Origin of the sequence: Nonomuraea sp. H19, assembly GCF_052068215.1 — a bacterium.
GTDB lineage: Bacteria > Actinomycetota > Actinomycetes > Streptosporangiales > Streptosporangiaceae > Nonomuraea.
Genome location: NZ_JBQHCV010000001.1, coordinates 174,422 through 198,445, shown reverse-complemented (window position 1 = coordinate 198,445; position 24,024 = coordinate 174,422). Strand labels below are relative to the sequence as shown.

Annotated in this window: 17 protein-coding genes; 6 read left to right on the top strand and 11 right to left on the bottom strand. The window is 70.2% G+C overall.

All coding sequences use genetic code 11. The features are described from left to right. Positions 1–37: 37 nt before the first annotated feature. Both ACTMTI_RS00960 and ACTMTI_RS00955 read left to right on the top strand, forming a co-directional pair. Positions 38–1,714: a hypothetical protein gene (locus ACTMTI_RS00960; RefSeq protein WP_441117548.1), complete on the top strand. Its 1,677-nt coding sequence runs from the start codon at positions 38–40 to the stop codon at positions 1,712–1,714. After that, on the top strand, positions 1,711–2,796 hold the full coding sequence (locus ACTMTI_RS00955) for a hypothetical protein (RefSeq protein WP_441117547.1): 1,086 nt from the start codon (positions 1,711–1,713) through the stop codon (positions 2,794–2,796). Before ACTMTI_RS00960 ends, ACTMTI_RS00955 begins: the two co-directional genes overlap by 4 nt. Here the strand turns inward: ACTMTI_RS00955 and ACTMTI_RS00950 are convergent. The 3 genes from ACTMTI_RS00950 to ACTMTI_RS00940 form a co-directional block, all read right to left on the bottom strand. Then, complete coding sequence (locus tag ACTMTI_RS00950) at positions 2,790–3,818, bottom strand: polysaccharide deacetylase family protein (protein ID WP_441117545.1); 1,029 nt, start codon at positions 3,816–3,818, stop codon at positions 2,790–2,792. The genes ACTMTI_RS00955 and ACTMTI_RS00950 overlap by 7 nt on opposite strands. Positions 3,819–3,913: 95 nt before the next feature. After that, a complete protein-coding gene (locus ACTMTI_RS00945) occupies positions 3,914–4,984 on the bottom strand; it encodes a thiamine pyrophosphate-binding protein (RefSeq protein WP_441117544.1) in 1,071 nt (356 codons plus the stop codon). 209 nt (positions 4,985–5,193) lie between these two features. Continuing rightward, the gene (locus ACTMTI_RS00940) at positions 5,194–5,421 is read right to left on the bottom strand and encodes a hypothetical protein (protein ID WP_441117543.1); all 228 of its coding nucleotides are present in this window, start codon (positions 5,419–5,421) and stop codon (positions 5,194–5,196) included. A 385-nt stretch (positions 5,422–5,806) separates the two neighbouring features. On the opposite strand from ACTMTI_RS00940, the gene ACTMTI_RS00935 reads away from it, so the two are divergent. Then, the gene (locus tag ACTMTI_RS00935) at positions 5,807–6,232 is read left to right on the top strand and encodes a hypothetical protein (RefSeq protein ID WP_441117541.1); all 426 of its coding nucleotides are present in this window, start codon (positions 5,807–5,809) and stop codon (positions 6,230–6,232) included. A 266-nt stretch (positions 6,233–6,498) separates the two neighbouring features. Here the strand turns inward: ACTMTI_RS00935 and ACTMTI_RS00930 are convergent, their stop codons facing one another. Then, complete coding sequence (locus ACTMTI_RS00930; protein ID WP_441118135.1) at positions 6,499–10,011, bottom strand: serine/threonine-protein kinase; 3,513 nt, start codon at positions 10,009–10,011, stop codon at positions 6,499–6,501. 370 nt (positions 10,012–10,381) lie between these two features. On the opposite strand from ACTMTI_RS00930, the gene ACTMTI_RS00925 reads away from it, so the two are divergent. Further along, positions 10,382–13,849: a protein kinase domain-containing protein gene (locus ACTMTI_RS00925; RefSeq protein ID WP_441117539.1), complete on the top strand. Its 3,468-nt coding sequence runs from the start codon at positions 10,382–10,384 to the stop codon at positions 13,847–13,849. 297 nt (positions 13,850–14,146) lie between these two features. After that, positions 14,147–16,729, top strand: a complete 2,583-nt coding sequence (locus ACTMTI_RS00920; protein ID WP_441117538.1) for a BTAD domain-containing putative transcriptional regulator — start codon at positions 14,147–14,149, stop codon at positions 16,727–16,729. Positions 16,730–16,863: 134 nt separating this feature from the next. Here ACTMTI_RS00920 and ACTMTI_RS00915 read toward each other — a convergent pair whose 3' ends face one another. From ACTMTI_RS00915 to ACTMTI_RS00890, 6 genes are all read right to left on the bottom strand, one after another. Beyond that, positions 16,864–17,265 (bottom strand): RICIN domain-containing protein, encoded by a 402-nt coding sequence (locus ACTMTI_RS00915; protein WP_441117536.1) that lies wholly within the window; start codon positions 17,263–17,265, stop codon positions 16,864–16,866. 70 nt (positions 17,266–17,335) lie between these two features. Then, positions 17,336–17,575, bottom strand: coding sequence for a hypothetical protein (locus ACTMTI_RS00910; protein WP_441117535.1), 240 nt, complete (start codon positions 17,573–17,575; stop codon positions 17,336–17,338). Between the two features lie 221 nt (positions 17,576–17,796). Continuing rightward, the gene (locus tag ACTMTI_RS00905) at positions 17,797–18,189 is read right to left on the bottom strand and encodes a hypothetical protein (RefSeq protein ID WP_441117534.1); all 393 of its coding nucleotides are present in this window, start codon (positions 18,187–18,189) and stop codon (positions 17,797–17,799) included. A 684-nt stretch (positions 18,190–18,873) separates the two neighbouring features. Next, entirely contained in the window at positions 18,874–20,091 is a 1,218-nt protein-coding gene (locus ACTMTI_RS00900; protein WP_441117532.1) for an NADP-dependent isocitrate dehydrogenase, read from the bottom strand. 52 nt (positions 20,092–20,143) lie between these two features. Next, on the bottom strand, positions 20,144–20,443 hold the full coding sequence (locus tag ACTMTI_RS00895; protein WP_441117531.1) for a DUF3017 domain-containing protein: 300 nt from the start codon (positions 20,441–20,443) through the stop codon (positions 20,144–20,146). After that, the gene (locus ACTMTI_RS00890) at positions 20,440–21,561 is read right to left on the bottom strand and encodes a citrate/2-methylcitrate synthase (RefSeq protein ID WP_441117530.1); all 1,122 of its coding nucleotides are present in this window, start codon (positions 21,559–21,561) and stop codon (positions 20,440–20,442) included. Before ACTMTI_RS00890 ends, ACTMTI_RS00895 begins: the two co-directional genes overlap by 4 nt. A 181-nt stretch (positions 21,562–21,742) precedes the next feature. Between ACTMTI_RS00890 and ACTMTI_RS00885 the strand changes: the two genes are divergently transcribed. Beyond that, the gene (locus ACTMTI_RS00885) at positions 21,743–22,390 is read left to right on the top strand and encodes an FHA domain-containing protein (RefSeq protein ID WP_043621172.1); all 648 of its coding nucleotides are present in this window, start codon (positions 21,743–21,745) and stop codon (positions 22,388–22,390) included. 72 nt (positions 22,391–22,462) lie between these two features. On the opposite strand, the gene ACTMTI_RS00880 is transcribed toward ACTMTI_RS00885, so the two are convergent. Further along, positions 22,463–23,995, bottom strand: a complete 1,533-nt coding sequence (locus ACTMTI_RS00880; RefSeq protein ID WP_441117529.1) for a glycoside hydrolase family 10 protein — start codon at positions 23,993–23,995, stop codon at positions 22,463–22,465. Positions 23,996–24,024 lie beyond the last annotated feature (29 nt).

Here is a 24,024-nt window from a genome sequence, read left to right as displayed (position 1 = left end):
CTGCTACTTTTCCGGACGTGGCGAAAGACGATTCCTGTTGTTAATCGGGCTGCTGGTTCTCGCGTCCGTCGCGATACCGATCGCCGGCGCCGCGGCGAACTCGCCGATGCACCGCGTGGACGTGGAGCGATTCGCCCGCCGGCAAATGGTGCACGTCACGGCGTCCAACGGTAATCGCATTCTGCGATATCTCCAGGTCACCCAGCGGTGGCGCTGGATGGGAATGGCCGCGGGACTGGCCATCATGCCGATCGCCTGGAGCTCGGGCACGTTTAGCGTCAGCCCTTACTTTCCGCTCACCGGATGGCTGCTCGGGGTCGCGGCCGGGGAAATGGCATTCCGAGGGACGGGAGACCGGAGCCTCCATCCGCTGGGTATGCGGCTGGTCCCGCTGCCGCTCACCGTCGTTTGGGCGATCTGCGCCGCCATCTCGTGCGGATTGGCCTTCGGCGTGGTGGCGCGTTCTTATTCGGGCGAGACCGGGATCGCGGAACGCCTCGGCGCCGCGGCCACCCTCGCGGCGGTGGTGACCGTACAGGCCATGGTGAGCGGGCTGCACCGGCGGGCGCTGCCCGCGGGACCGGCGGACCTGGTCGGCGCGGAGTTGGCCACGCGATCCCGGTCCGCGCGCTCCCTGACCGCCGCGGGCGCCGTCGTGGCGCTGTGGACCTCGACGACCGGCCTGCCGGAGTCGATCTCCGGCGACGTGAACGTGCCCGGCGTGCTGATCTTCTTCGGCCTGCCGATCGTGGCCTGGGTCAAGAGCGCCGACCCCTGGCAAGTGTGCACATCCAGAAAAAGGCGGATCTGGGGTCGTTCCGCTGTGGGCGTGGCGCTGTTCGGCGGGGCGCTGCAGGTGGGCATGACCGTCGAGCCGCCGCCCCGCGACCCACCTGCCATCCCGGCCGTGGTCGCCGGCTCCTCCGACCAGCCCTTCTCCTACGCGCGGGTGGACCCGAAGGCCCGCGCATGGGTGCTGATGGGCAAGGGCAGGCACATCCCGGTGGATCGGGCCGCCACGCGATTTCCCGGCGGCCATCGGCGGGCGCCCTTCGCGATCAGCGGTGACGGCCGGCGCATCGTCTATCTGGATGAGCGGACCAGCCGCCTGGTGCTGCGCGACCTGGCGGACTCCGGCGGCCCGCTCGATCTCACCGGGCCGCTGTCCGGCGCGGCGGTCCCCGAGGTGACACTGTCGCGGGACGGCCGGTACGTGAGCGTCGGCGCGGAAGTGATCGACACCGGCACCGGATCCCGCACCAGACTCCCCGGCGTCGGGCGGGTGCTCGGCCTCGGGCACGATGGCGTGGTGGCCACCACCGGCCGTCGCGCGCTGCCCGGCGCCCCCGACACCGAGTTGCTCACGCTCGACCTGCACGGCGCGGTGCGAACGCGGGTGCCGTTCGATCCCACGCTGGAGGCGCTGCCGACCCCCGACGGCCGCGGCCTGGCCGTGGTCACCGGCGACGAGGTGCTGACCATGGACCCCGGCACCGGAAGGGTACGCGGGCGGGTGAAACTCCGCCTCCCGGGACACTACGGCCGGCCCGAGGCGCTCAGCTGGGCGGAGGACGGGCGGCTCCTGGTCAGGATCGACCCGATGGACGCGGAGGAGGAGACCTGTCACCTGGTCGATCCACGAACGGGGAAGACGCGTCCCGTGGACGACATGCCGGAGGGGGTCGACGGCGCGGTGTTCGGAAGGTTCCAATGAGGCGGCTCCCATGGCGGTCCGCTCTTGCAGCGGTCGCGGCGGCGCTGGCCGCCGCATGGGTGATCGGTCCCGTCAGTCTCCCTGGCGAGCAGCCAATCCGGTTCGTCCGCCCCGAGCCCGCGACGCCGGCGGGCGCCGCGGCGGCCAAGCCTCCGAAGCTTTCCAGGTACGCCTCCCCCATCCGGTACGCGTACGTGCCCGCCTGTGAGGACGGGTCCGGCCCGTGCGCGAACTGGATCCTGGTCACCACGCGCGGCGAGCGCGGCTGGCTGCCCGGCGCCGACGCCGCGGGATCCCTCGCGCTCAGCCAGGACGGCACCCGCGCGGCCTACCTGCGCGGCGATGAAACCTACGCCGTGGCAGACCTCATGACCGGCACGCTGAAGCCGCTCCCCGTGCGGCAGAAGGGCGGCTCGGTCGGCGAGATCTTCGGGGCTCAGGCCCCGCTCTTCTCCCTGGACGGTCGCCACCTGCTCATCCAGCGCGACCACCTGGACAAGAACGACGAGATCGTGCTGGAACGCCCGGTGATCGTCGACATCGACTCCGGCACCGCCCACCGCCTTCCGGCCACCGACCGGGTGGTCGGCTGGAGCGACGCCGGCCTCCTCACGGTGACGAGCGAACGCACCGACAGCCTGCCCGGGCACATCACGTCGGCGAAGTTCACCGTGTACTCGCCCCGGGGCAAAGCGGTCAGGACGTTCACGCTGCCGGGCAATCTCACGTACGGCACCGTCCCGTCGCCTTCCGGGCGCACGCTGGCCTCGCTGGTCCGCGAGCTCACCCCGGACAGCATCGCCGACCTCGGCGTCACCCTGACCGACACGTCATCGGGAAGGCCCGTACGCACGGTCGTACCGCGCCTACCCGCAGGCTGGCGGATCGGGGAGATCCTGCGATGGGACGGCGATGACGCCCTCGTCGTCAAGAGCCGCGGCCCGCTCGACGAGACCACCTACCACGTCCTGGACCTCGCCACCGGCGGCCTGCGACGGCTCGGCATCGACATGGCCGAGGTGGCGGACCTGCCCCTGCAGCCCGCCGATCTCGGGGTGGTCGTGGCGAGCGTGCGTCAGTAGGGCAGGCTCCATGCGGCGAAGAACTTGCGCAGGTACGGCGCCTGGAACTTCGGATACGCCACCGTCCTGACGTCCCCGTCGGAGGTGTAGCGCATGTCCGGATTGCTCTTCAGCCAGTCGAGCCAGGCGTACGAGCAGAACTGGGCGCAATCGCCCTTCTTCTCCATGACCTTGATACGCGGGATCCCGGCCGGCTCGAACGTCTTGCTGAACGGCGAGGGCGCAGGCGTGTAGCCCGCCAGGAACGCGCCCTGGTGGTTGTAGTGCTTGCCGCGCAAGGCCCACACCTTCTTGCTGGGCTGGTTGCCGTACGGCAGGGCGATCGTGGTGGGCTTGATGGCGGACAAGGCGGTGATCTGCTGGGCGATCGTGCCGATCTGCTCCTCGACCTCCTTCTGCGGGCGGCCGCGCAGGTTGAGGTGGTCGCGGGTGTGGTTGCCGATCTCGAATCCGTTCTCCTTGAGCCACGTCAGCGCCTGGGCCTGCTCCTCGCGTACGGCCTTGCCGAACATGTCGCGGGTCACATAGAACGTCGCCACCGGGCGGAAGCCCGGATGCCTGGCGGCCATTTCCTTGAGGATCCCGACCGCGGTGTTCTTCTCCGGGACTCCCATCTGGTTCAGCGTGAGCTGCGAAGGTGAGGAGTCGTCGAAGGTCAGGACCACGGGGTGCTTGCCGGCCGGGATGTCGATCTTGCCGGTCACCATCTCAGCGGCGGTGATCGGCACGTAGCCATCCTTGACCAGCCGCTCCAGGTCGGCGCGGAACTGCTGAGGCGATCTGTCGTCGGTCGTGGCGGGCTTGTCGACGATCCGGTGGAACATCAGCACCGGGATCTGCCCCAGTTCGTTGGCCTTCACTTGGGCGGCCGCCTTTTCCTTGGCGGCCCTGATCGCCTTGATCTTGGCGGCGGCATCGGCCTTGGTGTCCGCCACCTTGGCGGTGTCGGGCTGCGAGTTGCACCCGGTCAGGATCGCCGTGGCGGCGACCACCCCCAGCCCACTCCAAACACGCAGTCGCATCCGAACCCCCCCGAGACGCGTACGACTGTTACGAAGTGGCTCTTACCCAGGTGATCAACTACGCCACGCCGCCGTACCGTCAAGAGATGGTCTTGTTAAATCGAAAGGGCCGGGACGCTGGGCAGCACCTTTTCCCCGAAGATCCTCAGCGCCTGCCTCAGTTGAGGCCGGCTGCCGGTCGCGGCGCGCGTCAGGGCGAGTGCGTGCTCCAATGTTCCCGCCGCGTTGCCGCGAAGTGTTTCGACCTTTCCCGTGCTGGAGGAGTCGTTGACGACTTTCACGACGTGGGCGTCGGCGAAAAGGCGCATCGACTGCGTGGTGCTGCGGCCCATGGTCGCGCCGATCGCCACGACCAGGTCAGCGCGACGCAGCACGCGTTCGGCCGCGGGATGCGCCAGGCCTCCGGCGATGCCGAGATCGAGGCGGTGCCCGTCGAACAGTCCCTTGGCGGGAAGCGTCGTCGCAAGACCGGCGCCGAAGTGATCGGCGAGCGTCCGCATCAGATTCGGTGAGACGCCGTCCATCGCACCTCGTCCCGCGATCAGCACGGGACGTGCTGAAGTGGCGAGGAGATCGCTCAGCCGTTCGGCCGCGGCGCCATCATCGCGGCCCGTGGGCATCGCGCGCGGCTGACCCGCCGGCCTTGCTGCAGTCGGCCCATCGACGGGAGAAGCCAGGAGGTCGGCGGCGACGCCGAGCACGACGGGCTTCGACTCGTCCTGCGCGAGGGTGATCGCGTCGCCGAGCACCTCGGCCGGGCTCTCGCCCGGCGTCATTCTCCGGTAGACCGCCTCGCACGAGGCGACGAAGGACGCCTGGTCGAAGGTCTGGGCTCCCTGGTAGCCGGCCGGTGTCTCGGCAGCGATGACGACGAGCGGCGACCGGTTGCGAGCGGCCACGAGCAACGAGGTCGCCACGTGGCTGAGCCCTGGGCCGTGGGTCACCGAGCAGATCCCGGTGCGTCCCGAGGACCATCCGTATCCCTCGGCCATGGCCACCGCGGCGCTTTCGTGCCGAACCTCGACCACGCGAACACCTCGGCACCGGAGCGCGATGAACAGTTGCATGTTGCCGTCGCCCATGAGGCCGAAGACATGGGTGCGGCCGGTTTCCGCGATGGCCTCAGCGAACGCCTGCGCGTGGGTGGGAACGGCCGCGGGGTCCACGCATGCACATCTGAGCGAACTGGCCCGCCGCCGACCACATTCGCCGCCGCCCCAGGGCACCGTCGGCCCAGCCACCTGGCCACGACCGTCGCCGGTTCACCGATGACAAGACGTAAACACGAGTACCTGTTCCCAAGCTGTGCTCGATCGGTGCTGGCCTCGGAACGAACCCGGGTTGAGGAACGATCAGACGATCCCCTTTGCCCGGGTCATGTCTCGCGGGCGGCGCGCCGCCCGCTGCGCCGCTTGGCAACGTACGGCAGCACGAACAAGTACAGACCGGTAAGCAGCTGAAAGGCGAGCGGGAGCAACGGCAAGTAGAACACCCAGACGGCAGGCTCCTTCTGGAGCGAGGCGACGATACTGACCAGGACGGTCACCGTAAAGGCAATGGACAGCCAGCGGTGAGTCTGCCGAACCCACTTGTTCCCATTCAATGGGACCTCCTCTGCAAGACGAGCAACCCGGCCCAGGGCGACTGCCGTGTAGGGACGTTCAGCCGCTTGTGGACGTTGGTGACGGCGATCACCGTCAACAACGCGCCCCTTTCCAGTCGAAGGACAGCGGCACCAGATACGGCGCGCCGGTCCGCCAGGCTCAGGCCACCCCGGACGTCTTCGTCGTGGGGCAAGCCGATGCTCGGTGTAGTCGCGACGGCGCTGAGCTCGACGGCAGGGCCCGGCACTCATCGGTCGTCAAGCAGTCCGAGCACATTGCCATCGGGATCACGACGGTGGCCTCCGGATGGCTGCCACCGACGTCGTGCGCTCCATTCACGCTAGGTGCGGCTCGGGGGCCGGCGCTTCTCGATTCCTGATCGGTTTGTCACCTGTTGCGGCCCGCACCACGGGCATCCCCGCGGCCCACCTCGGCGATCCCCGGCGGGGCACCGTACGCAACTGCACCCTCAAGGGCTGGATCGCCGATCCCACCCAGGGGCTGTGGCACGGCGAAGCCGTCCAGCTCGACCTGCCCGCGAGCGGCAACACCTGGGGCGGCGCCAGCGATCTGACCCCCTGCACGGACATCCCGCTGAGCGGGAACGTCTGCGACACCTCCGGCTCGCAGCCCGGCTGGGGCCAGTTCACCGGCTCGCACACTTCCGACCCGGCCCACCCGCACACTGGCGTGCGCATCCAGGGCAACACCGTGCGCAACACCCGGTGGGACGGCATAGGCACTGTGACGTTGGCCGGAGTCCGGCGCACGTCTACCGGCGCTATCTGTGCGTTGATCGAGATGCCCTGAGGTGTCGATGTGCCGGATAACGTGCGGGAGTCGCGCGACCGCCGTCGGGGTTGATCCGCAGGTCGGCGCGGCTGGACGGGGGCGATGCACGGGATAACGGCCACTTATCCCGTGCATCGCGCGGGACCTGCAGTGCGCCATTCACCGAGTACTGCGCGCCGTTTAGACTCCGCGGGTCACATCGTGGCCCAGTCCACCCTTCTGGATTCGACGTCCCCACCCCTCCGAACGTGTTCGACATCGCTTGCGCGGCTGGTGGCTCTCGCTCAGCGCCCACTACGGCGTTCGCTACCGGACGTGGACCCGCGGGCTGCCGATTCTGCGGATCGGCACAGCGTGAAAGGCTCGACGCCGGGCAGGTGGCGGGACCATTCAGCGGCGGTGAGTGCACGGCCCGCGCGTGCGCACACGGTCGCGGCCACGAGCCGCTCATCCACGTCATGCACGCGCACGGTGCCGTCGAGGGCGGCGGTGTGGAGTTTCGTGCCGTCCGCCGAGAACGCCACCCACCCGTCGCCGGCCTCATCCAGGCTCTGCTTACCGTCGAAGACGATGCCCAGCGGTTGCCGGCTCGGCACGTCCCACAGTCGCACGCGCAGGCCCTTCTCGTACGAGGCGATCGTGCGCCCGTCAGGTGACCAGGCGAGCCCGGCGGCCTCGCTGCCCGGCACCGTGGAGAACTGGGCGATCCGGGTCCTGACGTCGCCGTCCCACAAGGTGAGCCGGTCCGGGCCGGCGAAGACCACCTGACGGCCGTCCGGGCTGAAGGCGAAGGGGCCGTCGAGCTGGCCGGTCCCTGACGCGGGAGGGCGGGTGGCGCCCTTCGCGGGATCGATGAGCTGGAACGGGTTCCCGGTCACCAGCAGCCGTCCATCGGGGCGGAAGGCCACGTAGCCCGCGCCGCGCCCGGTCGTCGCCCGTACAGACCCCCTTTCGAGGTCCCACAGCTCGACGCGGCCGGGCTCTCCATCGCGTGACACGGCCAGCGTGCGGCCGTCCGGGCTGAACGCCAGGGCCTGCGCGCCCTGCCCGCCGTTACCCGTCAGCTTGAGCTTGGCCGATACCTCGCGCCTGGCCAGATCCACGATGGTGATCTTGTCGCCGCCGGCCAGGGCGAGGCGGCGGCCGTCGGCGCTGAAGGCCGTCGTGGCCCCCGTGCCCGACCAGCCGACCGGCGCGATCAGCGGCCGTCCCGTCGCTGTGTCCATGACTTCGATCCTGTCCATGTTGACCTCGGTCAGCACGCGGGCGGACGGATCCATCTCCACGCTCGTACCGTCGCCGGAGGTGATCGGCCGGTCGAACGCCATCGCGACGTCCTCGGTGTAGACGACGCCGCTGTCGTTCAGATAGCGGACGGTCCGGCCGGCGAGGTCGAAGCGGAGCTGGGCGACCAAGTCGGGCATGGCCCGCTGGTACGCCGTGGTGAATCCGGAGCGCCGCTGTAACCTCAGCACGCCCGGTCCGTCCCAGGTCGCGATGGACTCATCGCCGAAGGCGAAGGCCACATCCGTGGCATAGTCGCCCTCCTCGCCCATCACCTGCTGCCCGGACGGCAGCTCGATCACGCGCAGCCTGCTCTGCTCGGTCGAAACCAGAACCTCGACGGTCACCAGCATCCTGCCGTCGTCGCTGAAGGCGGCATCGTAGATGACGCCTCTGTCCTCCGGGCGAAGTGACGGTATGCGCGTCCTCTTGCCGCTGCGAAGGTCCCACAGCTCCTCCGTCGTGCCCTTGACCGCGTAACCGTAGCGGCCGTCCCTGCTGATCGCGTTGATCGCGGCTCCTGAAGGGGTGGTGAGCCGCTTACGCGTGGCGACGTCCCACCATTCCTGCAGGGCTATTCCGGGGAAGGCCAGGTAGTGCCCGGACTTGTCGAACTCCAGGTCGCCGCCCCACTGCTCACCGGTCCTGCCCGGGATGGGATCGCCGAGCGGCCGGCCGGTCCGCGTGTCCCACAGCCGTGCGGTCTTGCCGTCCATGAGGGCCAGGGTGTGCCCGTCGGGGGCGAGCGCGGCGTCGAGCACGCCCGTGCCCACTCCCGAGAGGGTGCCGATCCGCCGCTTGCCGGGAACGTCCCAGATCCTGGCCGTGCCGCCGCTCACCGACACGAGCGTGCGCCCGTCCTGGCCGAGCGCCTGCACCGTGTCGGCAGTGTAGTCGGGGTCTGCGAAGGCGGAGGTCGTGCTCTGGGAGAGCGAGTCGTAGAGCGCGCCTCGCGCCTCGGGCAGTCCCGGGCTCAGCCGCCAGCCGGCCACGCTCAGCAGCATCGCGGCCTGGGGGTCGCTCTGCCGCAGGTCGGCGGCGCGCAGCGCGAGCGCTTGGGCCAGCGCGTTGTCACGCTGCCTGTTCGACTCCCTGCGCAGGTATTCGGCGCTGCCCAGCCCGCCGAGTGTGGCCACGAGCAGCACGGCCAGGGCGGCCGCGACCAGGTTGCGCCGCCTGGACTGTCTGCGGGCCTGCCGGGAGGCGGCGTCGAGGTATTCGCGTTCACGCCTGGCCAGCGTGAGGTCCTTGCGCTCGGCCGCGGCCCAGTGGAGCGTCCGATCCAGGGCCGAGCCGTGCATCAGGTCGGCGGGTCTCCTGCCGTGCGACTCCCACTCGGCGGCGGCGTCGGCGAGGCGGCGGTGCACGGGCAGCCCGGCGCTGTTGCCCGCCACCCACTCGCCCAGCCGGGGCCAGGCGCGCAGCAGGCCCGGCCTGGCCAGCGCGTACGCCGTCCCGGTCCGCGTGACGATGCCCGCCGCGGCGAACACGTCGAGCAGCGCGTCGACGGCCGTAGTCTCGGGCAGCTCGTCCCGGCCGACCGGCCGGAGCGCGTCGCCGTCGATCATCCGCAGGAAAACCTCGGGGACGCTCGCCCGCTCCGTCTCGGTCAGCTCGCCGTACAGCTCCTCGGCGATCGCGCCCAGGTCCGGTTCCGCCCGGCCCTTCAGCGTGCCGGCCAGCGTGCCGCCGCGCACCAGCGGGTCCTCCTCGGCGGTGTCGGCCGCGACGGTGTCGTCGAGCAGGCGCAGCAGCACCTCCTTGGCGGTCGGCCGGTCGGCGGCGTTCCCGGAAAGGGCGGCCGCCACGAGGGAGCCGAGCGGTTCCGGCAGCCCGGCCACGTCCGGCTTGAAGCCGAGCAGCCGCCCGATGACCGCCATCGGGTCACCGTGCTCGATCGCGTCCCTCCCCCGGGCCGCGAACAGCACGACCAGGCCCCACGCCCACAGGTCGGCCGCCTCCCTGACGGCGCGCCCGTCGAACACCTCCGGCGACATGTAGTTCGGTGTGCCCATGATCGGACTGCTCGTGGTGGGCCCGACCTCTCTGGCGACGCCGAAGTCGATCACCCGGGGGCCGTCGGGGCCGAGGATGATGTTGTCCGGCTTGAGGTCGCGGTGGACGATGCCGGCCTGGTGGATGGCGGTCAGCGCGGTCACCACGCCGACGGCCAGGCGGCGCAGCCGGTCGCCCTCGTAGGGGCCCGACTCGGCCACGACCTGCCGCAGGCTGAGGCCGGGGACGTACTCGCTGACGATGTACAGCGGGGCCGCCTCGACCTGCGCCTCGATCACCTTGGCGGTGCAGAACGAGGCCACCCGCTGGGCCGCCGACGCCTCCTTGGCCAGCCTGGCCCGCGCCTCCGCGCCCTCGGACCTGGGCACCTTGATCGCGACCCGCTCGCCCGGCTCGCCGTACGCCTCGTAGACGACGCCCTGGCCGCCCACGCCGAGGCGGCCGACCAGCCAGTACCGTCCCAGGCGGTGCGGGTCGGAAGAAGTGAGAGGAACCATCAAGTCCGCCATTCTGCTCGATCGGGGTCTTCCCGGACCATAGGCGGCGGATGTTGAGGCGATGTTGAGGATCCGCCCAGTCCGCCGGCAAGCGCTCGCGTGCCGCTCAAGGACCGGGTCGCAAGCACCTTTTGCCACACGGGGAGGTCGCCGGCGAACGACCGCACGGATGCGTCGAATGACTGGTGACGTTCACCGCGGAGAGCTGCCGGGGCTGGAGAAGGCGTCGCGGACGCTGGCCCCGTGCCGCGCGGGTGCTGATCGAGCGGAATGGTCTCAAAGGACATTTCTCATAAGGCGGAGCGGTCGCGCGGACTCCGGCCGTGGTACGGAATATCACCACACGACTTTGGGTGGAGGAAGGATCTTGATGACCCCTCTGGCTCCCTCCGATCCTCACCGCCTGGGGCGTTACTGGCTGGCCGGCCGCCTGGGCCAGGGCGGTCAGGGCGTGGTCTACGAGGCGTACGGTGACGACGGCGAGCGGGTCGCGGTCAAGGTGCCCAGGTTTGACAGCGCGCAGGCGCGGGCCAGGCTGGCCAAGGAGGGCGCGGCGGCCGAGAGGGTGGCCTCGTTCTGCACCGCGCGGGTGATCGAGGCCCGGGTGGACGTGCCCGTCCCGTACATTGTCAGCGAGTTCGTGCCGGGGCCCAACCTGCGGCAGGTCGTGGACGAGTCCGGGCCGTACCGAGGGGACCGGCTGCGCCGCCTGGCCATCGGCGTGGCGACAGCGCTGACCGCCATCCATCGGGCAGGGATCGTGCACCGCGATCTCAAGCCTGACAACATCATCCTCGGCCCCGACGGCCCGCGGGTGATCGACTTCGGGGTGGCCCGGGAGGTCGGGCCGACGACGAGCGGGCCGCTCATGGGCACGCCCGCCTACATGCCGCCTGAGGTGCTCGCCGGAAGTGGCGCCACCGAGGCGGCCGACCTGTGGGCCTGGGCGATGGTGGTGCTCTTCGCGGCCCGGGGAAGCGACGCGATCGCGCCGGGCGAGCCGATGGCGGTCGTCGGCCGCGTGCTCGCCTTCGAGCCTGACACCACCGGGCTGCCCGACCCGCTCGGCCCTCTCGTGGCCGCCTCGCTCGCCGCGGACCCCGCTGCCCGGCTCGCCGCCAAGGACGTCCTGCTGCGTCTCGTCGGTGAGGACGAGAGCGAGCGCCACGACCTGCTCACTTGGGGCAGCACGCAGGCGGGAACACTGCGCGGCCCGGCCGAGCCCGACCTCGGCGCGATCGCCGAGGAGCTCTACGGCCTGCTGACCGAGGCGGAGCGCGCGAGCACGCCCGAGGTCTTCCTGCGGATGGTCGACGGCGACACGCTCAGGCCGGTCGCCAGGGACGAGTTGCCGGAGACGGAGGCCGTCGACGCGATGCTGGCCGTGTTCGCCGCCGCCGGCCTGGTCGGGAGCACCGGCACGGCCTACGAACTGGCCCGGCCCGGTCTCCTCCACGCCTGGCCGAGGCTCCGGGACTGGGTGGCGGGAAACCGCGAGGGACTGCCCGTGCACCGCCGCCTCGCCGACGCCGCCGCCGAGTGGGAGTCGCACGGCAGGAGACCCGCCGACCTGATGCACGGCTCGGCCCTGGATCGGACGCTCCACTGGGCCGCGGCCGAGCGCAAGGACCTCACGCTGGCCAGGCGTGAACGCGAATACCTCGACGCCGCCTCCCGGCAGGCCCGCAGACAGTCCAGGCGGCGCAACCTGGTCGCGGCCGCCCTGGCCGTGCTACTCATGGCCACACTCGGCGGGCTGGGCACGGCCGAATACCTGCGCAGGGAGTCCAACCGGCAGCGTGACGACCTCCGTTCCAGGGAACTGGTCCTGCGCGCGGCCGACCTGAGGGAGATCCAGCCCGAGCTGGCGCGGCTGCTCAGCGTCGCGGCCTGGCGGCTGACCCCGGAACTGCCCGAGACGCGCGGCGCGCTCTATGACTCGGTGTCGCAGTTCACGGCGCACATCTCGGGCGACGCCTCGATCACCGACGCGGAGGTGCGGTCGCTCAGCCAGGACGGCCGTACGCTCGTGGCGGTCGGGGGTGGCAAGGCCCAGATCTGGGACGTCTCCAGTTGGCGGCGCCTGCGTGAGTTATCCGGGCTCGACGAGAGCCTGTACAAGGTCGCGCTGAGCCCGGACAGCCGCGTCATGGCCGTGCAGGGCCCCAAGGGCGTGCGGCTGTGGGACGTCGGCACGGGCCGCCCGCTCGGCGGCTGGTTCGCCGCCAAGGCCGAATTCTCCGAGGTGTTCGCCAGGCTGGAGTTCGACCGGACCGGGCGCCTGCTGAGCGTCCCTGTCGGTTCGGCCGGCGAGCAGTTGTGGGACGTCGCCACCCGCCGGCGGCGCACCGCGCCGTCAGGGGCGGCGCTGACCGCAATCAGCGCGGACGGCCGCCTCGGGTTCGCGTCCACGGGGTCGGGTGAGCGGGCGGAGCTGTGGGATCTGCGCCGTGGCGTCCGCTTGCGCGCCTCCTGGCTGCCGCGCTCCGGGAGCGTCTTCGGGGCCAAGTTCAGCCAGGACGGACAGGAGCTCGCCGTGGTCGAAGAGGTGCCGGGCTCGCAGCGGCCCAGGGTGCGCGCGTTCTACCTGGACGATGGGTTCCCTTGGCTGATCGAGGACAGCGAGGAGGGGCCGGTCATCGAGGAGGGGCAGGTCATCGACTTCAGCTTCGACAACCGTTTCGTCATCACCTGGGACTCGATGGGAGAAGTGGTGGTATGGCGGCAGGCCAACGGGCAGATCGTGTTGCGACTCGAGCTGCCGGCCTTCGTCAGCGAGGTCCGCCTCGACGCCGAGCACCGGGCGTTGCGCGTCCTGACCGACAGCGGCACCGTCCACACGATCGACGTCGCCCACCTTTTCGACCGCTCACTCACCGATCACGCACAGGAAAACCTGCTTCCGGGCCCCGGAGCGCGGGTCCTGGCCGTCGAGCGGTCCGGGGTCCTGAACCTGCTGGACACGGCGTCGGGCCGGCCGCTGTTCCCGGCGATCAGGACAGACGACATCAGAGCCGTGATGGCGTTCAGCCCCGACGGCAGGCGGTTGGCCACCGCCGAAGGCACGACGGTCCTCATCGTCGACACCAGCTCGGGCAAGGTCACGGCGCGGTTCCGGCTCGCCTCCAAGGGGGCGGCGACGTCCCACCAGATGGTCTTCAGCCGGGACGGCCGGACACTGGCTGTCATTCCGTCCGGATCCGACGGCCAAATGCCGTTGGAGTTGCTGGATCTGGAGCGCGGGTCGTCCAGGGTCACCGCGATCTCGGGCCTCGGGCCGATGGAGTTCCTGCCGAACGGCGGGCTGATCATGTCGTTTCCCGAGGTCAGGATCGTCGATCCGCTGAAGGACCGGCCCGCCGCCCTGGGGGCCGCGCCCGACACGGACACCTTCGCCGTGGCCGCGGACGGCAGCAGGATCGCGGTGGTCAGTCAACCTGACGGGATCTCTCTCTGGGACGGAGAGCTTAAGACCCGGCTCGGCTCCTTCCCTTACGCCCCCGACGGCGACCCGCACATACTCGCCTGGTCGCCTGACAAGAGCATGATCGCCGGCTTCGAGGCCGGCGGGCGCATCAGGCTGTGGGACGTGGCGAGCAGGCGTCCGCTGGGCGTGGTGCTCGACGGGCTGGGCGGCAACACGAACGGGCTCTGGCTGGAGTTCTCCGCCGACGGCAGGAAACTCGTCAGCCTGACGGACGACGGGACGCTCCGCACGCACGACATCGACGAGCATCGCGTGGCGGGGACGGTGTGCGAGCGGGCCGGGCGCGGGCTCACCGCCGAGGAGTGGCGGACGTACTTGCCCGAGATCGAGCCCTTCCGCCCTTGCCCTTAGCTTGTCTTTCACGTGCGCCGCGAGCGCAGAAGGCGAGGTCGTCATGTAGATGATCTTGCTGGAAGCGGTGCAGCCGGACAACGCAGGCTCGGCGCCGCGCCGAGGGAGCTGTAGCCGGCATGGCAAGCCCCACGGGATCACATGGTCTATACGCCTGGAGGAACACCGCGAGAACGGTCGCCGGGTGGCGCTGTACGGCGTGTGCGAAGCCGCCCGAGCCGGTGCGGGTCGGCGGGGGTGAGAGGAGTCATCAGGTGTGCCATTCTGATCGACATCTCCCCCGAGAAGGAAGGTCGCATGGAATTTCGCATCATGGGGCCGCTCGAGGTGCGCGACGGCGACGGGCTGGATCGCACGCCGACCGTGCCGAAGCACCGCGACCTGCTGGCGATGTTCCTGTTGAACGCCGGTCGCCCGCTGACGGTCGAGCGGCTGCGCCGACTGCTGTGGTCGCGCGAGGGCGGCGACCGCTCCGACTCCCTGATCCGCGGCTACGTGGGCCAGTTGCGCCGGCTGATCGGCCCGGACGTGATCACGACCGTGTCCGGCTCGTACGTGCTCAACCTCGGCGACGGCCTCCTGGACGTGGACCGGTTCCGGCTGCTGGTGGACCGGGGCGCGTACGAGGACGCGCTGGCCCTGTGGCGCGGCGAGGTCCTGGAGGACGTGGACCCCGAGGGCGAGCGGTGGGTGGAGACCCCGCGGCTGCGCGAGGAGCTGGAGGAGCTGCGGCTGCTCGCTCTGGAGCGCAGGGTGCAGGCCGACCTGGACGCGGGCCGGCACCGCGAGCTGCTGGCCGAGCTGAGGCAGCTGACCAAGCAGCATCCGATGTGGCAGCGCTTCCGCGGCCAGTACATGCTGGCGCTCTACCGCAGCGGCCGCCGGGTGGACGCGCTGGCCGCGTACGCGGTGCTACGTGACCAGCTCGACGGCGGCCACGCGATCGAGCCCGACCCGGAGCTGCAGCTGCTCTACCACCGGATGCTGCACGACGACGTGTCGCTGCACGTCTCGGCCGGGCCGCCGGTGCTGCTGCCGCCCGACGTGAGGGACTTCACCGGCCGGGCGGAGCTGCTGGAGCGGGTGATCGGCGGCCTGGTCGTGGTGCACGGTCAGGCGGGGGCGGGCAAGTCGGCACTGGCCGTGCACGCGGCCTGGCGGTGGCGCGAGCGCTTCCCCGACGGCATCCTGTACGCCGACCTGCGCGAGACCACGACCCCGGCGGCGGTGCTGGAGGACTTCCTTCGCTGGCTGGGCTGCCCTGCGCAGGCGATACCGGCGTCGCCGGAGCAGCGCGAACGGCTGTTCCGCACCTACACCGCCAACCGCCGGCTGCTGGTGGTGCTGGACAACGCAGCCGGCGAGGCGCAGGTGCGGCCGCTGCTGAGCGCGTGCCCGACGGTCGTGACCAGCCGTTCCCCGCTCGGCGGGCTGACCGGCGCGCTGCGGCTGTCGGTGGGCGTGCTCGACGACGCCGAGGCGCTGGAGCTGCTGGTCAGGAGCTCGGGACGGGCCGCGGACGACGCTCTGCGCAGGCTGGCGCGCTGCTGCGGCGGCCTGCCGATCGCGTTGCGCATCGCGGGCTCCCGGCTGGCGGCCCGGCCGGAGTGGACCGTCGACTACCTGGTGGGGCTGCTGGAGGACGAGCACGGGCGGCTCGACCGGCTGCACGCGGGCGATCTGACGGTGCGCAGCGTGTTCGCGATCGGGTTCGACGGGCTGCCCGAGGCGGCCAAGCTGACGCTGCGCGGGCTCGGCGCGCTGTCCGCGCCGGACTTCGCGGACTGGGTGACCGAGCGGCTGGGCGGACAGGCCGAGGCGCTGGTGGACGCCGGCCTGCTGGAGACGCATGGGGTGGACGTGGCAGGCCAGGTGCGTTACCGGCTGCACGGCCTGACCCGGCTGTTCGCCCGCGAGCAGCCGGTGCCCGGCGTGCTGGCGCCCCTGTCGGAGGTGGTGCAGGCCAGGGTTCAGGCGTCGCGGTTCTCGCTGGTGTCCGGAGATCCGGCCACGGCCGTGGCGACCAGGGACATCAGGGAGTCCGTGGAGTGGCTGGCGGCCGAGCGGGCGTTCCTCGTGAGCCTCGTCGCCGACCTGCACGCGGCGGGGCTGGACGATGGGTGCTGGCGGCTGGCGCACCTGCTGGTGCCGTTCCTGGAGCGGCACCGGTTCCTCGACGACTGGCACGCCGTGGCGGGGCCGGCGCTGGAGTCGGCGCGCCGGGCGGGCAACGACCGGGGCGAGGCGCTCGCCCTGCTGGACCAGGGCGACCTGCACCTGGCCGAGCGGGAGTGGGACCGCGCGCACGCGAAGCTGCGGGTAGCGCTGGCCATGTTCCTGCGCCAGGCCGGGCAATCAGGCAGGAGCCGCGACGTCAACCACACCAGGCGCCGACTCGGCCGCGTGCACCTGGAGCTGGGCCGGCTGGAGGAGGCGGAGCGTGCCCTGCTCACGTGCCTGGAGGGCGCGGAGAACCAGCGCGACGCCGCCGACGCCGAGCAGGTGCTCGGCCTCGTGCTGCGCCGCGCGGGCCGGCTCGACGAGGCCGCCGCGCGGCTGCGGGCCGCCGTCGGGCACCTGGCCGAGCTGGGCGACCGGCACCGGCAGGCCGACACGCTGCTGGAGCTGTCCGCGGTGCACCTGGCGCAGGGCGCCAAGGCGGCCGCCAGGGCCGCCGCCGAGCAGGCCAGGGGCATCGCCGTGCGCCTCGGCGACCGGCTGCTCGACGCACACGCCCTGCTGGCGCTGGCCAAGGTCAACCGGGCGGAGGGCGCGGCCGAGCGCACGCGCGAGCTGGCCAGCGCGGCGCTGGCGGTCTTCGAGGAGACCGGCGACCGCCAGGGCGGCGCGAACGCCCGCGCCCTCCTGGCACTCACCTGAACCGCCGGCAGGCGGCGGGCGTCCTCGCGGTGCAGCTCATCGGCGTCGCCGGTGCGGACCACGTGCCCGGCGTCCAGGATCAGGAACCGGTCGGCCAGCCGCATCGCGATGTCGAGATACTGCTCCACTGGTAGCTAGCCGACCTTGGTGATCTGCCAAGCCTGCTCCCTCCCTCCCTTCTTGCACGGCCACTGGATGGCGGACTTGCCCTTGCGGGCTTGGCCGCCACCGATCGCGAGGCACATCTGGGTCGCGCCGTTCATGAAGTGATACGCCCGGAGCTCGTCCTCCGGGACGCCCTTGATTCGCAACAGCCGCTTGGGCTTCCAGCGCTGCGCCCACCCACCGTTGCACGGCCACTGGATGGCGGCCTTGCCCTTGCGCGCTTCGCCGCGGCCGATCGCCAGGCACATGCCGGTGGCGAGGTTCTTGAGCTCGACGACGGATCCGCTCGATCCGGTGGTCGCCTGGGCGGGAACCGCCAGCAGGCCACCGGCCAGTGTGACGCCGGCCAGAAGTGTGATCGCTGTACGCATATGTCTCGTCCTCTCTCGGGTTATTGGGCAGTCAGGTCGAACCCCGGTTCGGGAACGTACTCATAGACAGTCAGCGACTCGCCTCGTTGCGGCCAAGCGCCGAGAGGACGGTGTCGAGGCCGGCCAGGGAATGGGCGAGGCCGCCGCGGTGCCGCTCAGGGGAGGCCGCGGCCAGGCGCCGGTACACGGCTACCGCTTCCTGCTCGGCGCGCAGGGCGTCGGCCGCGCGGTCCAACTCCCCGAGATGCACCGATTCCATGAGCAACCGAGCCCGCCCGCTCCCGTCGCCCTCGTCCGGGACTTCCGCCACAGCTCATCTCTCATTCGACATCGGGCGGCAACCGCTGCGGTGCCGCCCCTTCAGGCGCGGTGGGTAGGGGCGGGATCACAAGACTGGCCGCGACCATCAGCAGTCGCTGATCCCGAGCTGCAAGCATGCCGGGACAGATCACATGTCCATGTGCCGGTTCCCGGCGGTTCTCAGCGGCAAGCGGCTGCGGCGGGCTCGCCCACCCCAGCTCACCCGGCCCGTCAGATGAAGTCGCGGTGCTCCTCGACGCCGCAGTCCTGCATCTGGGTGTTCCTGATCGTGCGCAGGTTGTCCTTGCTCATCCAGCCATGCGTCCCGGTGCCCTTGACGCGGACGTACACCCAGTGCTTGCCGTACTTGTTCCGCGTCCAGCAGTGGAAGTAGAGAACCTGGCCCGCGTGGAGCCTGGTGACGTTCCCGCACGCGGCGTACGGAGCGGTCTTGAGGTTGAACGACCCTCGCATGACGCCCCAGCCGTCGTCGACGTTGACCGGACTCGGTCCGCCGCACCCGGGCAGCGTGGCGGCCGACGCCGCGGCCGATCCGCTCAGCGAGGCCGCCCCCATTGCGCCCGCGATCACCAGCGCCCCGAATGTCTTGACCATGTACCCCATGCCGTTCCCCCTTCACCTGCACCGCTCGATGCCATGGACGATAGGAACTCATGCGTTGAGCTTGTGTTGAGGATTTGTTGAGCCCGCTAGCCCCGTTTTCCGCACGTGAGTGATCTGCAGCGGAGGTCTCGTGGGTCGATATCGAGGAGGTCCAGGAGCTGAAGTTGAAGATCGCTCGGTTGCGGGATGGTCGGGGGCGACTGGCCGGTCCTTTCGGCCGCTGCCCCCTACCGCCCGCCCTGCCGGAGCGCCTGCCGCGTGGCCGCGAGCGAGCCAAGGGTGCACGGCCCGCGGCGCCGCCCAACGTGGGAGACCTCCTGCCCCTGGGGCGGCGAGTCGCCGCCGACCTCACCGCACGAGGCGAACCCCTGACCCGTGACCGGCTCCGCGACGCCGTCCGTGAGCGAGGCCAGAGCATATCGACCGACCGCGCCGGCGCTCTCCTGGGGCAACACGAAACGGGCCGCTGGTGACCAGACGGCTGATCTTCACGCAGGAGAACGGCGATGTGGTGCGCAGGCCGCGGGCCTACACCCATCTCATGCCGAGCAGCCAGGAGCGGACGCGGAACGCCGTCGCCGCCGTATTCGCGTCCGATCCGAAACCATGCCGGCCCACAGACGGCCCGGGCATGCGAAACGGCCCCTGCCTGGCGGCGAAACCGCAGGTAGAGGCCGTATTCGACTAGGCGGACATCTTCTTCTTGAGGTTCTCGTCCAGCGCGGCCAGGAAGTCCTGGGTGGTGAGCCACTTGGCGTCGCCGCCGACCAGGAGCGCCAGGTCCTTGGTCATCTGACCGCTCTCGACGGTCTCGATGCAGACCTGCTCCAGCGTGTTGGCGAAGTCGGTCACGGCGGGGGTGTTGTCGAGCTTGCCGCGGTGGGCCAGGCCACGCGTCCAGGCGAAGATCGACGCGATCGGGTTGGTGGAGGTGGGGTTGCCCTTCTGGTGCTCGCGGTAGTGGCGAGTCACCGTGCCGTGCGCGGCCTCGGCCTCGACGGTCCTGCCGTCGGGGGTCATCAGGACCGAGGTCATCAGGCCGAGCGAGCCGAAGCCCTGCGCGACGGTGTCGGACTGCACGTCGCCGTCGTAGTTCTTGCACGCCCAGACGTAGCCGCCCTCCCACTTGAGCGCCGCGGCGACCATGTCGTCGATGAGGCGGTGCTCGTAGGTGATGCCGGCCTTCTCGAAGTCGGCCTTGAACTCGGTCTCGAAGACCTCAGCGAAGATGTCCTTGAAGCGGCCGTCGTACGCCTTGAGGATCGTGTTCTTCGTGGAGAGGTAGACCGGGTAGTTGCGGGCCAGGCCGTAGCGCATGGACGCGCGGGCGAAGTCGCGGATCGACTCGTCCAGGTTGTACATCGCCATCGCGACGCCGCTGCCGGGGAAGTCGTACACGTCCAGCTCGATCGGCTCGGAGCCGTCCTTGGGGGTGAACGTCAGGGTCAGCGTGCCCTCGCCCGGGATCTTCAGGTCGGTGGCGCGGTATTGGTCGCCGAAGGCGTGACGGCCGACGACGATCGGCTTGGTCCAGCCGGGGACGAGCCGCGGCACGTTCGACATGATGATCGGCTCGCGGAAGATGACGCCACCGAGGATGTTGCGGATGGTCCCGTTGGGGGACTTCCACATCTTCTTGAGGCCGAACTCCTCGACCCGGGCCTCGTCGGGGGTGATGGTGGCGCATTTCACACCGACGCCGTACTTCTTGATGGCGTTGGCGGCGTCGATGGTGACCTGGTCGTCCGTGGCGTCTCGGTGCTCGATGCCGAGGTCGTAATACTTCAGGTCGACGTCGAGGTAAGGAAGGATCAGCTGGTCCTTGATGAACTGCCAGATAATCCGGGTCATCTCGTCGCCGTCAAGCTCGACGACCGGCCCCTCCACCTTGATCTTGGGCATGCGAATGGTTCCCCTTCAATGGATGCTGCGTTGAGGCTATCGGACCGTCCGGTCAGCGGTCGAAAAGGGACAGGATCAGCGCCTTCAGCTCGTTGCTGCCCAGCAGGAGCGAGGTCAGGACCAGCACGAAGCCGAACAAGGCCAGCGTGGTGACGTCGGTCCGTTTGCTCCGCACGGCCAGCTGACCGCCGTACCCGGCGAAGCGCAGCGCGCCGGCGACCATGATGACGGCGCCCAAGGCGAACCCGCCCCAGCGCGGATTCGCAACGAAGATCGCGACCACGCCGAGAACCGCACCCGCCAAGATCAGCGGGTACGGTCCCCAGCTCTCGCGCCCGGCCCTATCGCTCATCGCTCGTCGATCGGCTTCCACTTCTGGTCGGTCTCACCGATGTACTCGCTGTCGGGGCGGATCAGCCGGTTGTCGGCGTGCTGCTCGATGACATGAGCCGTCCAGCCGGACATGCGGCTGATCGAGAAGACCGGGGTGAACAGGTCGGTCGGGATGCCGAGATAGTGGTAGACCGAAGCGGCGTAGAAGTCGACGTTCGGGTAGAGGCCCTTCTCCTCGAAGACGACCTCTTCCATTTCCTTGGACATCCGGTAGTACGTGTCGTCGCCGGTGGACTCGCCCAGCTCGGCGGACATCCTGCGCAGGTGCGTGGCCCGCGGGTCCTCGGTCTTGTAGACCCGGTGGCCGAACCCCATGATCTTTTCGTGGGCCGCGAGCTTGTCGCGCACCGCCTGGGCCACGCTCCCGGGAGTCAGCGACTCCAGCGTCTTCATGACCTGCTCGTTCGCCCCGCCGTGCAGGGGGCCCTTGAGGGTGCCGATGGCGGCGACGATGGCGGAGTGCATGTCCGACAGGGTCGCGGCGCAGACGCGGGCGGCGAACGTGGAGGCGTTCATGGTGTGGTCGGCGTGCAGCACCAGGCACGCGTCGAAGATCTCGACCTCGCGCGGCGCAGGGGTGCGGCCGGTGACCTGGAGCAGGAAGTTCGCGGCGATGCTCAGCGAGGGGTCGGGCTCGGGGGCGCTGCCACCGGTACGGGCGGCGTGGTAGCGGGCGACGAGCAACGGCTGCTGGGCGACCAGCCGGGCGGCCTTGCGCAGGTTGGCGTCGGGGGCGATGGAGTCCTTGTCCGGATCGTCGGCGCCCGACAGCGAGACCAGCGAGCGCAGCGCCTCCATGGGTTTCTGCTTCTCGGCGATCTCGGCGACGTTCGCGGACACGAGCGCGCCGAGCTCACGGCCCTGTGCCAGCTCAGCGGTGTAGGCGTCCAACTCGGCGCGGGTGGGCAGCTTGCCGCGTTGGAGCAGGTGCGCGGTCTCTTCGAACGTGGCGCGGCCGGCCAGATCGTGGATGTCGTATCCCCGGTAGAAGAGGCGACCGGCCTTTCCGTCAATGTCGCTCAGCGCTGTGGACGCGGCGACGACATCGGCCAGACCTTTCGTGGGCTTGTCCGCCATGAGAGCTTCCTCCGCTTATCTTCCCCAGAAGTCTACCTGTGAGCAGGCAAAACCGTCCGCAGAGGTCCAGACCAATTTCACGTCGGATTCTCCTTTCGGCAAAGGCGATTCCGCATCCCCTCGGTTGGGTAAGCCGGAGCTGTAGTAATAGTTACGGCGGGCTACCTGGGGAGGAACTGCCGTGGAGGGGCCGTTCATACGCATCGAGGACACCGGCGAGGTGGTCCCGTTGCGCCCCGAGATCACGACGGTCGGAAGAGGCCGGGGTGTAGACATCCGGCTCACCGATCCCAGCGTGTCTCGACTCCATGCCGAGTTCGTCAGACGAGGACCCTACCTGTATGTCGTCGACCTGGGACTGTCCAGGAACGGCACGCGGGTGAACGGCAGGCCGATCGCCCGGAGGGTCCTTGACGACGGCGACGTCGTTTCCTTCGGCGCGGCGCGGGGTCGCATCGGTGGAGTTCCTCGCGAGGACTTCACCCCCGAGGTCGAGCTGCGCAGAGCCGCGGCGCCCGAGCTGACCAGACGCGAGGTCGACGTGCTGACCTCGCTCTGCCGGCCGGCGCTGTCGGATGAGGCGTTCGTGGCGCCGGCGACCGCGCGGGAGATCGCCGACGACCTGGTCGTGACGGAGGCCGCGGTGAAGCAGCACCTGCTGCGGCTCTACCAGAAGTTCAGGATTCCCGAGGGCACCAACCGCCGCACGCGACTGGCCAACGAGGTCGTCGCGCTCGGTCTGGTCCGCCCGACCCCCGTGGTGCCACCACAGCGGTCATCGGGAGCAGGCGCCGAGCAGCCTTCGGCCGCTGGGCGCAGGGCTTCTTAGGGAACCGGATCGCGACCGGGGCTACGGCGAGGGGTTCCGGCAGCGTCGGAACCCCTCGGGTGCGAAGCATGCTCAGATGACGCGGAATCCGTTGCTGGGCTTGCTGGTCCTGTTGGCCCGGTCCACCGCCAGCGCGTAGTAGTGATCGCCACGCTTGCCGTCCGGGTCGGTCCAGCGCACCTGCCGGTCGCCGGGCACGATCGCGACCAGGTTGCGGGCGTCGGCGAACGCGCTGGAGGGCGCGTGCCGGTCGAAGCGGAAGATCGCGAACAGGAACGGCTCGTCCCTGCCCGTGGCGACCGCTCGCACCTCGACGCCGCCGTCGCGGCGCAGCGCGTACGCCAGCACCGGCCGCCGGGGCGGCTCCCCGTCCGCCAGTCTGGGCAGCACGGGAGCCAGCGCGGGCCGCTGGTAGTGGTCGTTGACGGCCGTCGAGACGGAGCCGATCCTGTCGACCTTGACGTCGTTGGCGTTGTACCAGATGTCGCCGCTGATCTCGGGGTGGTTCCTGTTGAGCGTCAGGTGGTTGGACAGCTCGGCGGGGTTCTTCCACTCCGGCGCGGGCTGCGCGGGGTCGCCGGCCTTGTAGGCGGGCTGGCCGATCCACAGCAGCGTGTTCGTGCCCCGGGCCACGTCGGACCACCACGGGACGAGTTTGGCGTAGTCGGCCGGCGGCTGCCCGATGTACCAGTAGAGCTGCGGCGCGATGTAGTCGAGCCAGCCCTTCTTCACCCAGCCGCGGGTGTCGGCGTGCAGGTTGTCGTAGGACTGGCCGCCGTTGGTGTCGGAGCCGAGCGGGTCACTGGCCTTGTTGCGCCAGATGCCTGAGGGGCTGATGCCCCAGGCGATGTCCGGCTTGGCCGCCAGGACACGGTGCTGCATCTCCTGGACCATCAGGTCGACGTTGTTGCGCCGCCAGGAGGCCAGGTCGGGGAAACCGGCGCCGTATTGCGCGAACGCGGCGCTGTCGTCGAAGGCCGTGGTGTTGGCCGGGTAGAAGTAGTCGTCGAAGTGCAGGCCGTCGATGTCGTAGCGGGTGATCGCGTCCATCATCGCGTCCTGGCAGAACTTGCGTACCTCCGGCATGCCCGGGTTGTAGTAGAGCTTGCCGCCGAACGGCAGGATCCAGTCGGGGTGCTTGCGCCCGGGGTGGTCGGGGTGCAGCTTGGCCGGGTCGGCCTGCATCGACACGCGGTACGGGTTGAACCAGGCGTGGAAGGCCAGACCGCGTTTGTGCGTCTCCTCGACGGCGAACCCGAGCGGGTCGTAGCCGGGGTCCTGGCCCTGGGTGCCGGTCAGGTATTGCGACCACGGCTCGTACGGCGACGGCCAGAACGCGTCCGCCGTCGGCCTGATCTGCACGAACACCGAGTTGAGTTTGCGCTGCACGGCCACGTCCAGCCAGCCGAGATATTCCGCCTTCTGCTGGTCGGCGGTTAACCCGGGCTTGGACGGCCAGTTGATGTTGACCACGGAAGCGATCCACATGCCGCGCATCTGGCGCAGTGGCGGGACATAGTTCGCTTCGGCGAAGGCGGGCAGGGGGACGGCGGAAGCGGCGGCGGCGAGGGCGAGACCCTTCAGGAGAGTCCTTCTGCTGGGCATGGGGAATGGCCTCTCGGAGCTGGGGTGTG

Coding starts and splice junctions, on each gene's coding strand:
- ACTMTI_RS00930 (WP_441118135.1), bottom strand. CDS start 10,011: ATGGTTCCTCTCACTTCTTCCGACCCGCACCGCCTGGGACGGTACTGG.
- ACTMTI_RS00950 (WP_441117545.1), bottom strand. CDS start 3,818: ATGCGACTGCGTGTTTGGAGTGGGCTGGGGGTGGTCGCCGCCACGGCG.
- ACTMTI_RS00895 (WP_441117531.1), bottom strand. CDS start 20,443: ATGAGCGATAGGGCCGGGCGCGAGAGCTGGGGACCGTACCCGCTGATC.
- ACTMTI_RS00890 (WP_441117530.1), bottom strand. CDS start 21,561: ATGGCGGACAAGCCCACGAAAGGTCTGGCCGATGTCGTCGCCGCGTCC.
- ACTMTI_RS00955 (WP_441117547.1), top strand. CDS start 1,711: ATGAGGCGGCTCCCATGGCGGTCCGCTCTTGCAGCGGTCGCGGCGGCG.
- ACTMTI_RS00920 (WP_441117538.1), top strand. CDS start 14,147: ATGGAATTTCGCATCATGGGGCCGCTCGAGGTGCGCGACGGCGACGGG.
- ACTMTI_RS00915 (WP_441117536.1), bottom strand. CDS start 17,265: ATGCGTACAGCGATCACACTTCTGGCCGGCGTCACACTGGCCGGTGGC.
- ACTMTI_RS00900 (WP_441117532.1), bottom strand. CDS start 20,091: ATGCCCAAGATCAAGGTGGAGGGGCCGGTCGTCGAGCTTGACGGCGAC.
- ACTMTI_RS00880 (WP_441117529.1), bottom strand. CDS start 23,995: ATGCCCAGCAGAAGGACTCTCCTGAAGGGTCTCGCCCTCGCCGCCGCC.
- ACTMTI_RS00905 (WP_441117534.1), bottom strand. CDS start 18,189: ATGGGGTACATGGTCAAGACATTCGGGGCGCTGGTGATCGCGGGCGCA.
- ACTMTI_RS00925 (WP_441117539.1), top strand. CDS start 10,382: ATGACCCCTCTGGCTCCCTCCGATCCTCACCGCCTGGGGCGTTACTGG.